The following is a 15,595-nucleotide window of genomic DNA, read 5'->3' as shown; positions in this document are numbered from 1 at the left end:
CGGCCATTCCGGCGTTGACGCGGCCCGTACAAGATACTATAGGCCAGCGTCTCGCGACGGCTAGCGCAAGCAACCGCCGCCGCACATGCATTTCAATCAAGGTAGCGGCCCGAACCCGCCAGGCAAATCCGCCGGGTGTTCGGTCGCAATGAAGACGAGGACGATCGATGGCCAATACGACGTCGGCCAAGAAGGCCACGCGCAAGATCGCGCGGCGCACCGAGGTGAACAAGGCGCGCCGCAGCCGTATGCGCACCTTCCTGCGCAAGGTCGAGGAGGCAATTGCCTCGGGCGACAAGGGTGCCGCTGCGGAGGCGCTCAAGGCCGCTCAGCCGGAGATCATGCGCGCCGCTCAGAAGGGCGTCGTTCACAAGAACACCGCTTCGCGCAGGGTCTCGCGCCTGGCGCATCGGATCAGCGCTCTCGCTTCCTGAGCGGCGTTCTGCAGAGCAGTTTCGGACTAAGAAAAGCCCGGCCGTCAGGCCGGGCTTTTTGTTTGCTGTGTTAACCGGCCGTTAGGCAAACCTGACTGCCGCAGACGAGAAAAATTTCATCCGCGAGGCCGATTCCGTAATCTTTCCGCTACGTTATGGGGTTGACTTCGGTTGGGGTTTCAGGGCGCGAAAAGACCCCTTTTTCGCCTTTTGGCCGCGCAAATAAATCCCATATTTTTCATGACGTTAGCGGGCAAAGGAATCTGTTGTCGGGAATCGCCTGAGCTTCTACCTGCGTCTCTGCCGCTTCCTGAAAAAAAGATTCGCGCTCCGCGCGCAGCCTCCGCCGTAAAAAAAACGTTAAGTTCCCCAACCTATTGGGCCTGCCTTGCCCATAGGTCACAGGGTCTCTGAAAGGGCTTGAGTCTCCGAAGCCGGCTGACTGGGATATTGCCCCCGTTCGAGGCGCCCCTGTAAGGTCCCTTCATCGCCGGGCGGACAGCAATGACCTCCGGTGGTTTCCAAAGATTAACGGCGTTTTTGGCTCACGCCCCAAAGGGGAGAGGATGCGGCTCTTTGTCTGTTTGAGTTGAGATGAAGTAGCGGCTCCGTCCTTCGGCGAGCCTTCTAAGCGTAATCAGAAATGGACCCAGAGCCTGTCACCCGCCGGCGCATGCCGTCGAGTGGGCGTCATTCTCTTTGTCCAAACAACAGCTCCGGCAGGCGGTCCACCAAGAGCCGCCGCCGATGGCGCATCTCTTGATATTGAAATGGGGCACGAAATGTTCGAGCGGCAAGCCATGGACGAGATTACCGATGCGAAGGCTGTGCCGGCGTCTGTGATCGCGACCACGACTGCGAGCATCCAGGGGGAGGGCGCAGCGCTTTCCCTGACTGAAGCCTGGGACCGTGTGCGCCGCCGCCTGCGTGCCGAACTCGGCGAAGATGTTTTCTCCAGCTGGTTTGCGCGTGTCGAGATTGGCGGCCTCGTCGATGGCGTGGCCTATCTCACCGTGCCGACCCGTTTCCTGAAGAGCTGGCTCGAGGCGCATTATGCCGAGCGCCTGCGGGCGCATTGCCTGGCCGAGCTGCCTGCTGCCAATGGAATCCTGCTTTCGGTGCGCCAGGCTGCCCGGGATGCCATTCCGGCCGCGGTCCGCGAGGCTGCCATGGCTGCCCCGCGTGCGGCGGCGCCTGAGCCCGTCATTGCCGTTCGTTCGGCGGAGGCCGGAGCCCTTCCCTGTGAGCAGGAACTCGTTGACGCCTGCGGCACGATGCTCGACCGGCGCCTCAACTTCCAGAGCTTCATCGTCGGCAAGTCGAACCAGCTGGCCTTTGCCGCGGCCGAGCGCATTGCCGCGGCCCCGGCCGGAACGACCCCCTATAATCCGCTCTACCTTCATGCTGGTGTCGGGCTCGGCAAGACGCATCTCCTGCAGGCGATTGCTCAGGATGCGCGCAATCATGGCAAACGCGTGGCCTATTTCACGGCCGATCGTTTCATGTACGGTTTCGTCGCGGCCCTGAAATCGCAGACGGCGCTCGCCTTCAAGGAAAAGCTGCGCGGCATCGACCTGCTGATCGTCGACGACGTGCAGTTCATCCAGGGGCGCTCGATCCAGCAGGAGTTCGGCCACACGATCAACGCCTTGATCGATGCCGGCAAACAGATCGTGGTCGCGGCCGATCGGCTTGCCAATGATCTCGAGACGCTCGACGAGCGTATCCGTTCGCGGCTGGCCGGCGGGCTTGTCGTCGAGGTCGGCGATCTTGACGAGGCGCTGCGGGTGAAGATTCTCGGAAGCCGGCTCGAGTCGCTGCAGGCGGCGCATTCGAGCTTCCACGTCAATTCCGACGTGATCGCCTATGTGGCCCGCGTCATCACCGCCAATGGCCGCGATCTCGACGGCGCCGCCAATCGGCTGCTGGCCCATGCCACCTTGTCCGGCAATGCGGTGACGCTGGAAACGGCCGAGGCCGCGATCCGTGACCTGGTCCGGACCCGCGAGCCGCGCCGCGTCAAGATCGAGGACATCCAGAAGCTGGTCGCGACCCGCTACAATGTCAGCCGGGCCGACATCCTCTCCGAGCGCCGCACCGCCGCGGTCGTGAAGCCGCGCCAGATCGCGATGTATCTCTCCAAGGCGCTGACACCGCGCTCGCTGCCGGAGATCGGCCGCCGCTTCGGTGGCCGCGATCACACCACCGTGCTGCATGCCGTTCGCAAGATCGAAAAGGCGATCGCCGAAGATCGCCTGCTGCATGACGAGGTCGATCTCCTGAAGCGGATGCTGCAGGAGTGAGCTGCCTGCCGCGCTATGCCCCGGAGGCGAGCGCGGCTTTGGCTGTGGCCGGTTGTGAGAGCGCCCTTGCGCCACCGGCGCGCGTCCTGCAATGTCGCGGGCCATTCCGTCGCCCGCGCAGCCGCTGCTCGGGCGCTAGCACGCCAGAAGACAGACGATGAAGGTCACGGTCGAACGTTCTACGCTGTTGAAGTCGCTGGGTCATGTCCACCGCGTGGTGGAACGCCGCAACACGATCCCGATCCTGTCGAACCTTTTGCTGAGCGCGGACGGTGCCGGCCTCAAGCTGAAGGCGACCGATCTCGACATCGAGGTCGTCGAGACGGTGCCTGCCGATGTCCCGGAGCCGGGCGCGACGACCGTGCCGGCGCATACGCTCTACGATATCGTGCGCAAGCTGCCCGACGGCGCCCAGGTCTCGCTCGAGACGACGGGTGAAGCGGGACTGACGCTCCGCTCCGGCCGCTCGCGTTTTATGCTGCAGACCCTGCCCGAGGGCGATTTCCCTGACATCACCGCGGGCGAGATGGCGCATCGCTTCACGCTCGCCGCGGGCGAGCTCAAGCGCCTGATCGACAAGACCCAGTTCGCGATCTCCACCGAGGAGACGCGCTACTATCTGAACGGCATCTATCTCCACACCATCGAAGTCGAAGGCCGCAGCCTGCTGCGCGCTGTCGCAACGGACGGGCATAGGCTTGCGCGCGTCGATACCGCGGCTCCGAGCGGGGCTGCCGGCATGCCGGGCGTGATCGTGCCGCGCAAGGCCGTGGCGGAGATCCAGAAGCTGCTGGAGGATGGCGACACCGAGGTCTCGGTCGAGCTCTCCGCCACCAAGATCCGTATCGCGACGCAGGCGGTGGTGCTGACCTCCAAGCTGATCGACGGCACCTTCCCGGATTATCAGCGGGTGATCCCAAGCGGAAACGACAAGCGCCTGACCGTCGACAAGGGCGATTTTGCCGCCTCGGTCGATCGTGTCTCGACGATCTCCTCCGAGCGCGGCCGCGCGGTGAAGCTGTCCATCGCCGATGGCCGCCTGACCTTGTCGGTCACCAATCCCGATTCCGGATCGGCGACCGAGGAGGTCGAGGTCGATTATGATGCGAGCCCGCTCGATATCGGCTTCAACGCCCGCTACCTGATGGATATCGCCGCGCAGCTCGATGGCGACACGGCCCTCCTCAAGCTTGCCGATCCCGGCTCGCCGACGGTGATCCAGGATCGCGAAGGTGCGTCTGCGCTCTATGTGCTGATGCCGATGCGGGTTTAGGCCACGCTCGCATCTTGACCACGGTCGCGCGCCTGATCCTTCAGGATTTCCGCTCCTATGAGGCCCTCGATCTCGCGGTCGGGGGCCAAATCGTTGCGCTTGTCGGCGAGAACGGCGCCGGCAAGACCAATCTGCTCGAAGCCGTGTCGCTGTTTGCGCCGGGTCGGGGGCTGCGCCGCGCCGATCTCTCCGAGATGGCGCGCCAGGCGGGCCCGGGCTCCTTCGCCGTATCGATTGCGCTTGCGGATGATGGCGCGCGCCTCGGCATCGGGCTTGGCAGCGAAAGCGACGGGCGGCGTGCAAGACTTGCCCGCATCGACGGGGTCCAGGTCGGCTCGGCGCTGGCTTTCAGCGACTATCTCCGCGTGGTCTGGCTGACGCCGGATCTCGATGGCTTGTTCCGTGGCGCGGCCGGCGATCGCCGCCGCTTCCTCGACCGGCTCGTGCTTGCGGTCGATCCTGGCCATGCGACGCGCTCGAACGCACTCGAACGGGCCTTGCGCTCGCGCAACCGGATCCTCGAGGACACTCCGCAAGAGGCGTCCTGGCTTGATGCGATCGAGCGGGAGATCGCCGAACTCGGCGTGGCCGTGGCTGCGGCGAGGGCTGAGACGGTTGGCCGGCTGGCGATGATCATCGCGGCCAATGGCGACGACGCATCTCCCTTTCCCCGTGCCGCGCTCGGCCTTGAAGGCGAGATCGATCGGCTTGTAGCGGGGCTGCCGGCACTCGATGCCGAGGATCGCTATCGCGACATCCTGAAGCAGGGGCGCCAGCGCGACCGCGCGGCCGGGCGCACCCTCGTTGGCCCGCAAGCGTCGGACCTCCTCGTTCGCCATGCCGCCAAGGATATTCCGGCCGAGCAGGGCTCGACCGGCGAGCAGAAGGCTCTGTTGATCGGGCTCGTACTTGCGCATGCGAGGCTGGTCCGGAGCATGAGCGGGCTTCCGCCGCTGGTCTTGCTCGACGAAGTCGCCGCCCATCTCGATCCGCGTCGGCGCGCTGCGCTCTACGCCGAACTCGGCGAGTTGGGCTCGCAGGTCTGGATGACGGGGGCCGATCCGGCGCTGTTCACCGATCTGCCGGCAGGAGCGCAGTGTTTCACCGTGACATCCGGGCAGGTCGAGGCCATCGGCTGACGTGCGTGAGCTGGGCTGATCGGTCAGATCACGCGTCGCAATGAGACGCCTCGGGTGCATTCTGCTAGGGTTGCCGCAGCTCTGAAGAGGCTGCTCCCATGGAACTCACAGGCCTTCTGGTTTTTGCTGGCGTCTATTTTCTGGCGGTCGCTTCGCCTGGTCCTGCGGTCGCTGCCCTGGTTGCGCGCTCGCTCGGCACCGGCTTTCGCCGCTCGCTTCCCTTTGCGGCGGGAATCGTCGCAGGCGATCTGATCTGGTTTTCCTGCACGGCGTTTGGCCTTGCCGTGCTGATGCAGAGCTTCCATGGACTCTTCGTCGCGATCAAATATGCCGGCTGTGCCTATTTGCTCTATCTCGCCTGGAAGCTCTGGACCGCCCCGGCCGAGGCGCCGCGTCAGCCGCCGAGTGCCCGCGGTGAGGGCTTGCGGCTGTTCTTCGGCGGCATCGCGCTGACGCTCGGCAATCCCAAGGTCATGGTGTTCTTCCTGTCGATCCTGCCTCTCGTCGTCGATCTCGGGCGGATGACGATGCTCGCCTTCGTCGAGGTCGCGTTGCTGCTCACCCTGATCATCGGCTCGACGATGCTCGCCTATGCCTATGCCGCGGATAAGGCTCGGCGGCTGGTGGCGAGCCCGAGGGCGATGCGCCGGATCAATCGCCTGACCGGCGGCGTCATGGCCGGTGCGGCGGCTGCTATCGCTGCACGGGGCTGACAACCAGTTCCATCGCCCCCAGGAAGGTCGCAGCTTGGGGCTGGCCATTGCCGCCAGCCTCGGGCAAACCCTTCGGCATGCCGCAATCTCGCGAATCACAGGCGCGCGCGACGCTGAAATCCGTCTTCGGCTATGACGATTTCCGCCCGGGACAATGGGAGGTCATCGCAGCCGCGCTGGCGGGAAACGACGTCTTCGCGGTGATGCCGACCGGCTCCGGCAAGTCGATGTGCTATCAGCTGCCCGCACTGGTCACGGGCGGGCTGACGCTCGTGGTCTCGCCGCTGATTGCGCTGATGCGGGATCAGGTCGGGCAGTTGACGCGGGCCGGCGTCGCGGCCGCTTCGCTGAACTCGATGAACAGCGAGAGCGAGGCGGCGGACGCCTGGGCGAAGCTCAACGCCGGCGACCTGCGTCTGCTCTTCGTCTCGCCGGAGCGATTGGCGGGAGAAGGGCTGGTCGCTCGGCTGCGCAGGCTCGGCGTTGCGCGGCTTGCCATCGACGAGGCGCATTGCGTCTCGCAATGGGGGCATGATTTCCGGCCGGAATACCGCCTGCTTGCCAAGGTTCGCGAGGCGCTCGGCGGCGTCCCGGTCACGGCACTGACGGCCACTGCGGATCGGCAGACGCGCGATGACATCGCCCAGCAGCTGTTCCCGAAGCCGCCTGTCACCGTCATTCATTCCTTCGATCGGCCGAATCTGAAGCTCGCCTTCGCACCGAAGGACCAGCCGCGGCGCCAGATCGCCGATTTTCTGAAGCGGCATCGTGGCGGCAGCGGCATCGTCTATTGTTCGTCGCGCGGCCGGACCGAGCGCCTCGCCGAAGGCCTGCGCGAGCAGGGCTACAAGGCCTTTGCCTATCATGCCGGCATGGAGCAGCAGGAGCGCAACCGCAACCAGGACCTCTTCCTGCAGGAGGATGGAGTGGTGATCTGCGCCACCATCGCCTTCGGCATGGGCATCAACAAGCCCGATGTCCGCTTCGTCGTCCATGCCGACATGCCGGGCTCGATCGAGGGCTATTATCAGGAGATCGGCCGCGCCGGGCGCGACGGACTGCCGGCCGATACGCTCACCCTCTACGGCGTCGAGGACATGGCGTTGCGCCGCCGCCAGATCGAGGAGAAGGCGATCGACGACGAGCGCCGGCGCATCGAGCATAAGCGTCTCAGCGCGATGACCGACCTGTGCGAGTCGGCGCTCTGCCGGCGCTCCTCCCTGCTCGCCTATTTCGGCGAGGAGACGCCGCCTTGCCGGCATCGGGACGCACCGTTCCGCTGCGACCTCTGTGGTGGAGAGGCGACGCTCCAGGATGCCACGCTCGACGCCCGAAAGCTGCTCTCGGCAGTGGCGCGCTCGGGACAGCGCTTTGGCGCCGGGCATCTCGCCGATATTCTGACCGGCACGATGAGCGAGGCGGTCCGCCGCCAGAACCATGACGGGTTGAAGACCTTCGGCGTTGGCAACGACAAGCCCAAGGCCGCCTGGGCAGCCCTGACCCGCAAGCTCTTCGCCGCCGGTGCGCTTGCGGAAGCCAGCACCGAGCATGGCGGTTTCTGCCTGACGGAGAAGGGCGAGGACATCTTGTTCGGGCGCGAGCCGATAGCGCTCAGGGCCGATGCCCTCCCGGTGCGGCGCGGCCGCGCTGCCGAGCGTGGCGCGCGGGCCGATGGGCTCGATGAAGGCACCGCTGCCCTGTTCGAGCATTTGCGCCAGCTCCGGCTGACCATTGCCCGCGAGGAAGGCGTTGCGGCCTATATCATCTTCACCGACCGCACGCTGATTGCCATGGCGCGCGAGCGGCCGCTCGGGCTCGACCAGATGCGCGGGATCGAGGGCGTCGGCGAACGCAAGCTCGCCCAGTATGGCGAGGTCTTCGCCGATGCGATCGCGGGCTTTCGGGGATAGCGGGGCTGGCCCGTCACGGTGAGCGGGGGCTGCTCCTGCGCGCACGTACGCGCACGCGCGTGAAAAAGCCACCGTTCCCGCCTATATTCGTGATACGAATCAAGACGATCGCGGGCATAGCCTCGCCCGCTGAAGGACCCCGACATGAGTGATGCTGCCCGCGACCTTGAAGACGCAGCCTATGGCGCCGATTCCATCAAGGTTCTCAAAGGCCTGGATGCGGTGCGCAAGCGCCCTGGCATGTATATCGGCGACACCGATGACGGCTCGGGCCTGCACCACATGGTCTATGAGGTGGTCGACAATGCCATCGACGAAGCGCTGGCGGGGCACGCCGACCTCGTCACTGTCACGCTGAACGCCGATGGCTCGGTCACGGTCACTGATAACGGGCGCGGCATCCCGACCGATATCCACAGCGAGGAGGGCATTTCCGCCGCCGAGGTCATCATGACCCAGCTCCATGCCGGCGGAAAGTTCGACCAGAATTCCTACAAGGTTTCGGGTGGCCTGCACGGCGTCGGTGTCTCCGTCGTCAACGCGCTCTCGGTCTCGCTCAAGCTGCGCATCTGGCGTGGCGGTAAAGAGCATTTCATGGAGTTCCACCATGGCGACGCCGTCGCGCCGCTCGCCGTTGTCGGCCCGGCCGGCGACAAGCGCGGCACCGAAGTCACCTTCCTGCCCTCGACCCAGACCTTCACGATGGTCGAGTTCGACTACAAGACGCTCGAGCATCGCCTGCGCGAACTCGCCTTCCTGAATTCGGGCGTCCGCATCGTCCTCACCGATGCCCGCCATGCCGAGGTCGTTCGTGAGGAGCTGAGATACGAGGGGGGCGTGGAGGCCTTCGTGCGCTATCTCGACCGCGCCAAGACCCCCGTCGTCGACAAGCCGGTGGTGCTCGGCGCCGAGAAGGACGGGATCACCGTCGATGTCGCGCTGTGGTGGAACGACAGCTACCACGAGAACGTGCTCTGCTTCACCAACAACATCCCGCAGCGGGATGGCGGTACGCACTTAGCCGGCTTTCGTGCCGCGCTGACCCGCCAGATCACCGGCTATGCCGAAAATTCCGGCATGATGAAGAAGGAAAAGGTTTCGCTCACCGGCGACGATTGCCGCGAGGGTCTGACGGCGATCGTTTCGGTGAAGGTGCCGGACCCGAAATTCTCCTCGCAGACCAAGGACAAGCTGGTTTCCTCCGAGGTTCGTCCCGTCGTCGAGAACATCGTCAATCAGGCGCTTTCGACCTGGCTTGAAGAGCACCCGAACGAAGCCAAGACGATCGTCGGCAAGGTGGCGGAAGCTGCCGCGGCGCGCGAAGCCGCCCGCAAGGCGCGCGATCTGACCCGACGCAAGGGCGCGCTCGACATCGCCTCGCTGCCCGGCAAGCTCGCGGATTGCCAGGAACGCGACCCCGCCAAATCAGAAATCTTCATCGTCGAGGGTGACTCGGCCGGTGGCTCCGCCAAGCAGGGCCGCGCCCGCGAATACCAGGCGGTGCTCCCCCTGCGCGGCAAGATCCTCAACGTCGAACGCGCACGCGTCGACAAGATGCTCTCCTCCGAACAGGTCGGCACGCTGATCATCGCGCTCGGAGCCGGCATCCGCGAAGAATTCAACATCGAGAAGCTGCGCTACCACAAGATCATCATCATGACCGACGCGGACGTGGACGGCGCCCATATCCGCACCTTGCTGCTGACCTTCTTCTTCCGGCAGATGCCGGAGGTGATCGAGCGCGGGCATCTCTTCATCGCTCAGCCGCCGCTCTACAAGGCGGCGCGCGGCAAGTCGCAGACCTATCTCAAGGACGAGCGCGCGCTCGAGGAATATCTCGTCGACTCGACGCTGGATGGTGCTGTTTTCCGGACCGGAGACGGCATCGAGCGCGCCGGTCCCGACCTGCGCAGTCTGATCGACGAGGCGCGCGGCGTGCGCCATACGCTGTCGCAGCTGCATTCACGCTATGACCGGCGCATCGTCGAGCAAATGGCGATCGCAGGCGCGCTGCATCCGCTGACCAATGAAAGCGACGCCCAGGCCAACGAGGCCGCGGCCTATGTCGCGCGCCGGCTGGACGCGATTTCCGATGATCTCGAGCGCGGCTGGGAAGGCCGGGTGGAGGATGGCGGCTTCACCTTCTCGCGGCTCGTGCGCGGCGTGAAGCAGGTCGCGGTGCTTGATGCCGGCCTGCTCGCGAGCGCCGAAGCGCGCAAGCTCGCTGCGGCAGCCGTCTCGCTGCAGGAAGCCTATTCCAGGCCGGGCGTGCTCAGCCGCAAGGGCGATGATCACATCGTCAACGGCCCGAGCGATCTCTTCGACGCGGTCAGCGCCATCGGCAAGAAGGGCGTCTCGCTGCAGCGCTACAAAGGTCTCGGCGAAATGAATCCCGAGCAGCTCTGGGAGACGACGCTCGATCGCGACGTGCGCTCGCTGCTCAGGGTCAAGAACGACCAGAATGACGAGGCCGACGATCTCTTCGTCAAGCTGATGGGCGACGTCGTCGAACCCCGTCGCGACTTCATCCAGAGCAACGCCCTGAACGCGACCGTCGATACGTGACGGCGCGGCCCTGGCGGTCCGTCGCCCGGACCGATCGTGCCAACCTGCTCCACGGACGCCTTCCTTGAGTGGTGGTGTGCCAACACCACTACTCAAGCACGCAGGTGCCGCGCGGGGGGCGTCCTGGGATGCCCATCAGATCGGCTGATATCAAATCTGCTCGACGGCGCGCTTAGGGAATAGAACAACAGCGTAGCAAGATGCGCATGGACCGAGGGGCGCGGAGGGCTCCCGCGGCTACGCGGCCGGTCGTCGACGCCTGAGGCGAGGAGATCAGGGTTTCTTTTCGTTGGGTACCTGCGTTGCCGCAGTGATTGCCGTGATCAATCGCTGGCGATTGTCGAGCACGAAGGCCGTGAAGGTATCTTGACCGACGATCGACCTCAGCATGGTCGGCAACATGCCGTAGAGCTTGTGGGCGAAATCGGTCATCGCAGCGTCGTCATTGATAAGACCGGAGGCCTTCTGCCCCACGAAGTCCGTGATGAGATGCTGGTTCTGGCTCACCAGTGCGACGATCTCCGCTTCGATCTTCTCTTTCACGGCTTCGAACATGAATCACCTCGGTCGGCACTATCCGGAACCTGGAGTACCGGCCCGAAAACGAGAATGCGGCGCTCAGGCTAATGCGAGACGCTATCCCCATCTGGCGGGCGCGTCGCCGGATTGAGCCAATTGGCTTCAGAGCGCGTCACCTGAACCGAGATGCCGACACGGTTCCCGATGATGTCCGCGGATGTTGCCTTTTCAGCGTCGACCAGTTCGCGTCAGGCGGACCTGCAGTCTGCGCTGCAGGCCCTCGACCGCTGCGACGATTGAGGCACCGTGTCTCGCTGTCACCGCAAGCGAGATCAAGGCCGCTGGAATGGCCACGATAATCGCGCCGAAGAGATCGGATGGGTAGTGGACACCGACATAGACGCGCGACCAGCCTACGAGCGCACCCATCGCGGCAGCGAGGCAGGCCATCCGGTATTGCCGCACCAAGGCAAGCACAGCCACGCCCACCGCGAAGGCAAGCGCGTGATTGCTCGGGAAGGAGGCGTTGGAGCGGTGATCTACCAGGCTGTGCCCGAGGCTGATCATGAAAGGACGAGGCCGAAAGGCGATGAGCCCGATCATGAAACTGATGGTCATTGCGATGACCAGGGCAAGAGTGAGGGCAAAGGCGAGAAGCCGCCGCCTTCGCGTGCCGCGGATCCATAGGACGACGATGTAGCAGGGAATCATGAGAATCACGAAGCGAGTGACCGATATCGCGAAAAGAGCGACATAAGAGCTTGGGCTCGGCCCGGCATTGAGAGCAAGGAACAGTTCGGTATCGAGTGCGAGCATCGGCGAGAGAATCGGTCACGGTCTTTGGGGGACGGCTGTCGCACACCATGCGGTGGCCGGCGACTGAAATTTACCGGCCTCTCCTCGACTGTATCGGGCCCGTGCGCCGGCGGCTTCCTTTGGGGCGCCGGAGCCTGTCTCGGCCTGATTTTCATCGCAGCCTTCGTTCTCGACGCGTCCCGGGTCGTCTTCGTCCTGTTGTTGATCCTGTTGCCGCTCTGCTGGAGATCGAGCCCGGATCAGAGGGATGATCCCGGCCGGGACCGCCGGCTTTCTGCTTTGCAACGGGCGACATCAAGGCCTCCGGATCGACCGAAAGCATCGCGTCATGAGCGCGCGGTGACCAAGGCTGGATAGCTCGTGACGGGGGTCCGTTTCCAGGCCGAGACGCCCCGGCAAAGGGCGCCGGAAGCGCGAAGATATTTAGCCGCCTGCACATGCTTGCGCTCTGCAGAAATTATTACAATCAAACAATAATTTCTGCAGAAGGAGACCAGTTCAGTTCCATTTTTGGGGCGGCTGTGCAAATTTGCACAGGAACGCGCCAAAGGGTTCCCGATGAACAAGCCGATTCGTCCGCCGATCAACGCCCAGCAAGTCGCCGATCGCGCCGGCGTGTCGCGTTCGGCGGTGTCGCGCACCTTCACCGAGGGCGCCAGCGTGTCGGAGTCGACGCGCGCCAAGGTGCTCAGGGCGGCCGCGGACCTGGGCTATCACGTCAACCATCTGGCTCGCGGCCTGACCAGCCAGCAATCCGGCATCGTCTGCCTTTTGATCGGCGAAATCGCCACGCCTTACCAGTCGGCCTTGCTCGACGTGGTGACGCGGCGGCTGCAAGCCATGGGCAAGGTCGTGATGGTCTTGAACACGGCGGGGCAGGCGGAGGCGACAGAGGCCGCGTTACGCCAGACGCTCAATTACCGCGCCGACGCCACCGTGGTCGTGTCGGGCAGTCCTTCATCCTCGCTCGTGAAGACCTGTGTCGCCAATGGCCAGCGCGTCATCCTGATCAATCGCGACGATCTGCTCGACGGAACCCAGCAGATCCTTGTCGACAGTTCCGGCGCCGCTGCCGAGGCGTTGATGATGCTGCGGCGCGCTGGCTGCGAGCGCATCGCCGTCGTCAGTTCGACCGCCGGTACACCCAGCATCGTTGCGCGCGAAGTCAGTTTCTCGGTCGCTGCTGCCAAGGCCGGGGTCGACGTGCAGCTGTGCCGTTTCGGCCCGACGGGTTACGCCACGGGCGCAGAGACGGCGCGCCAGCTCTTCGCCTCGGCGGCGCGGCCGGACGGCGTCTTCTGCGTCACCGACCTGCTGGCATTGGGCTTCATGGATGCGGCGCGGAAGGAATTTGGTCGGCGCGTCCCCGACGATCTCTGTGTCATCGGCTTCGACGATATACCGCAGGCCGGCTGGGCTGCCTACGAGCTGACGACCTTCCGGCAGCCGCTCGACATCATGGCTGACCATATCGCAACAATCCTGGAGAGCGGCTGCCTGGTCGAAGGCCCCATCAACCTGCCGGCTCAGACGGTCTGGCGGCGCAGTGTCCGCCCCTGAGACGGCGTCACGACGAGCGCCTTAAGATCCAGCGCGACATCAAGGGTTGGCATGCGGTCGAGATAGCGCCCGAGCAGGCTGATGAAGGCGGCGAACCGCCCGGCCAGCCCCGCGGCTTCGGCATGACGCAGTTCGTCGACCCAGCGGCGATAGACGGCAAGGCGCGCTTCGGGCACCAGATCAAGCGCGAGGTCTGCTGCCTTGCGCAAGCGGTACCAGTCCTCGGCGAGCGCGGTCAGGGCTATGTCACCCGTGCTGGCAGCCGGCGCTGCCCGTGGCCAGAGCAGCCTCTCCAGATCGGCGAAGCGGTGGGTGCGTGTGAACTCCGCCATATCGCGCGGCCATTCGCGTGCCATGTAACGGGCGCCGACGAGGGCGCACAGATGAGTGTCGAGAAAACCAACATGGCCGCCGGCGTTGACGGCTTTTGGTGACGGATCGCCTGCGACGCCCGCCTCGCGGCTATAGTCATCGAACGCGGCATCGTGACCGGGCACGTCGTCGAGACGGACGGTGCGCAACCACACGTGGTCGGTGGTGACATCGAGCAGCTTCATCGCAGGAGCGAAGCCGACCGGCGATGGCACGGCGATGTTGAAGAAGCCCCCATATTCGTCCCGGAACACGGCAGTATCGTTCACGTGGAGATGGCCGGAGAGGTGAAGACGCACGCCGGTCTCGGTGAAGCGTCGCGCCACCTCCATGGTCGGCGCGCGCCGGGCGAGGCCGGAACTTGGGAACAGTGCGCACTCCAATGCCGAGGCGCCGGCGAGCGCGTCCAGCACCGGATAGTGCGAGAATGCGACGAGAGCCTTGCCGCCGCGCTGCGCTCGCTCGGCAACGTCCCGCATCCAGGGAAGCAGATGCGGACGCGTGCGCAAGACCGCAGACCACCCGCCATCCGAGGGGTCGAACATCTGCGCGGGATCATCGAGATCAGTTGCCCCGTCGCGCGGCGCGACGATGTTGGCGTCGATCGATAGCAGCCACAACCCCGCAACGGGCTCGATCAGATATGATGCGTCGATCATATCAAAGCTCGCGGCTCCGTCAGGGCTGGCGGCACGGGCCGTTCGCGAACTCCACCGGGCATCGCTGCCAAACGGCGTTTCAAAATGCAGGTCGTCGGTGCGAGGTTGAAAGCCGAGATCGGCCATGAGCGTCAGCGCCTCGGGCGCGCCGAGCATGGCAGTCTCCGGCGACGAGACTGCGGCGCCACCCGGTGCGGCGTGGCTCCCGACGATGACCCGGCAGCCGTCGCGCCCGACGAACTCCTTGCGCTGCGGCCGGCCCTTCAGCGCCCAGAAATCGTGATTGCCGGGTGTCATGAACACGCGCAGGCCATGGCGATGCTCGTACTCGGCGATGAGCGCGACGGCGACTTCGATATTGTGCCGCTGACCGTCGTCGGTGAGATCGCCGGGAACGATGACGAGCCTCGCGCCTTCCGCAGCGGCGCGATCGAGCGCGGCGCGGAAGGCAGGAAGGCTCTCGTTGAATACGCGGGTGGACGCGGCGGTATCGGCCCAGCTGCGCACGGCGCCCGTAAGCCCCGCTCCCGCCGGCCGCCAGGCAACGTCATGCACATGCGGGTCGGCGATGATGGCGATGCGGTATGTTGGGTTCAATCAGCCAACTCCGGCAGAGGGCCGTGCTCTTCGGGATGCGCGGCGATGTCATCCTCGATCATGCGCGCCCAGCGAGCAGTCCGTGCTGCGGCGGCGATCAGCATGGGCTTGGGCGTCTCATGCCACTCGTCGGGATGGAGTTCGCGCTTGCCGCGAACGTAATTGATGGCGTCCTCTAGGGTGGGAAACTCCGCCGGGAGACGCAGATGCAGAAACAGCGCCACCAGGATGACGGAGCGCGACCGCCCGGCCCGGCAGCTGACCAGCACATTTCCGCGCTCGCGCACGGAATAGGACGGCTTCTCCGGCAGAATCTGGTCGAGTGCCCCCTTCAGCTGAAAATAGCCAGCCAGCATCATGGTTTGCGGATTGCCCGGTCCGTCAACGATCCCAAGCTTGTAGTAGCGGATCGGGGCATGACCGAAATCGACGTCGTTCAGCGCGTCTGGCGCCGGCTCGGCCACGTAATTGAAGTCGAGATTGACGGCACAGTTGAGCACGGTGGTGATGCCGTGCCGCTTCAGCAGCGGGATATCGGACGCGCCTTCACGCCCGCCGACATAGAGATCGATGCCATAGCCGGGCAGGTTCTCGTAGACGCGCGAGATGTGGGGCCGGTCATAGCGGGGCGTGGGCATTTCAGGGGCAGCGATGTCTCGTGTCGAAGCCATAAGGGGTACTCGCCAATTCCAGATCGAATGAGTTTGCACAGCTGTTCACTATCGCTCGCCCGGA

At 64.9% G+C, this 15,595-nt stretch carries 12 protein-coding genes; 8 read left to right on the top strand and 4 right to left on the bottom strand.

From position 1 onward, the window contains the following. Nucleotides 1-167: 167 nt before the first annotated feature. The 7 genes from rpsT to gyrB all read left to right on the top strand — a co-directional run bounded on the left by rpsT (nt 168) and on the right by gyrB (nt 10,337). Nucleotides 168-434, top strand: coding sequence for a 30S ribosomal protein S20 (gene rpsT, locus BIWAKO_RS08915; protein ID WP_069878404.1), 267 nt, complete (start codon nt 168-170; stop codon nt 432-434). Nucleotides 435-1,234: 800 nt separating this feature from the next. After that, nucleotides 1,235-2,737, top strand: a complete 1,503-nt coding sequence (dnaA, locus tag BIWAKO_RS08910) for a chromosomal replication initiator protein DnaA (RefSeq protein ID WP_244523387.1) — start codon at nt 1,235-1,237, stop codon at nt 2,735-2,737. A gap of 157 nt (nt 2,738-2,894) precedes the next feature. Then, entirely contained in the window at nt 2,895-4,010 is a 1,116-nt protein-coding gene (gene dnaN, locus BIWAKO_RS08905) for a DNA polymerase III subunit beta (RefSeq protein WP_069878403.1), read from the top strand. A gap of 14 nt (nt 4,011-4,024) precedes the next feature. After that, the gene (gene recF / locus BIWAKO_RS08900; RefSeq protein WP_244523386.1) at nt 4,025-5,149 is read left to right on the top strand and encodes a DNA replication/repair protein RecF; all 1,125 of its coding nucleotides are present in this window, start codon (nt 4,025-4,027) and stop codon (nt 5,147-5,149) included. 98 nt (nt 5,150-5,247) lie between these two features. After that, complete coding sequence (locus tag BIWAKO_RS08895; RefSeq protein WP_069878401.1) at nt 5,248-5,862, top strand: LysE family translocator; 615 nt, start codon at nt 5,248-5,250, stop codon at nt 5,860-5,862. A gap of 77 nt (nt 5,863-5,939) precedes the next feature. After that, on the top strand, nt 5,940-7,772 hold the full coding sequence (recQ, locus tag BIWAKO_RS08890) for a DNA helicase RecQ (RefSeq protein WP_069878400.1): 1,833 nt from the start codon (nt 5,940-5,942) through the stop codon (nt 7,770-7,772). A gap of 144 nt (nt 7,773-7,916) precedes the next feature. Then, nucleotides 7,917-10,337 (top strand): DNA topoisomerase (ATP-hydrolyzing) subunit B, encoded by a 2,421-nt coding sequence (gyrB, locus tag BIWAKO_RS08885; protein ID WP_069878399.1) that lies wholly within the window; start codon nt 7,917-7,919, stop codon nt 10,335-10,337. 273 nt (nt 10,338-10,610) lie between these two features. Here the strand turns inward: gyrB and BIWAKO_RS08880 are convergent, their stop codons facing one another. Both BIWAKO_RS08880 and BIWAKO_RS08875 read right to left on the bottom strand, forming a co-directional pair. Continuing rightward, entirely contained in the window at nt 10,611-10,892 is a 282-nt protein-coding gene (locus BIWAKO_RS08880) for a hypothetical protein (RefSeq protein ID WP_069878398.1), read from the bottom strand. 192 nt (nt 10,893-11,084) lie between these two features. After that, on the bottom strand, nt 11,085-11,672 hold the full coding sequence (locus BIWAKO_RS08875) for a phosphatase PAP2 family protein (protein WP_069878397.1): 588 nt from the start codon (nt 11,670-11,672) through the stop codon (nt 11,085-11,087). A 558-nt stretch (nt 11,673-12,230) separates the two neighbouring features. On the opposite strand from BIWAKO_RS08875, the gene BIWAKO_RS08870 reads away from it, so the two are divergent. Then, nucleotides 12,231-13,232 carry a LacI family DNA-binding transcriptional regulator gene (locus BIWAKO_RS08870; RefSeq protein ID WP_069878396.1) on the top strand — a complete coding sequence of 334 codons (1,002 nt, stop codon included), beginning with the start codon at nt 12,231-12,233 and terminating at the stop codon, nt 13,230-13,232. Here BIWAKO_RS08870 and BIWAKO_RS08865 read toward each other — a convergent pair. Further along, the gene (locus tag BIWAKO_RS08865; protein ID WP_069878395.1) at nt 13,199-14,860 is read right to left on the bottom strand and encodes a metallophosphoesterase family protein; all 1,662 of its coding nucleotides are present in this window, start codon (nt 14,858-14,860) and stop codon (nt 13,199-13,201) included. The two genes, BIWAKO_RS08870 and BIWAKO_RS08865, sit on opposite strands and share 34 nt — an antisense overlap. Further along, a complete protein-coding gene (locus BIWAKO_RS08860) occupies nt 14,857-15,531 on the bottom strand; it encodes a dual specificity protein phosphatase family protein (RefSeq protein ID WP_244523385.1) in 675 nt (224 codons plus the stop codon). Before BIWAKO_RS08860 ends, BIWAKO_RS08865 begins: the two co-directional genes overlap by 4 nt. Nucleotides 15,532-15,595: the final 64 nt, after the last annotated feature.

The organism is Bosea sp. BIWAKO-01, assembly GCF_001748145.1.
GTDB lineage: Bacteria > Pseudomonadota > Alphaproteobacteria > Rhizobiales > Beijerinckiaceae > Allobosea.
This window is presented reverse-complemented; position numbering and strand designations above follow the sequence as displayed.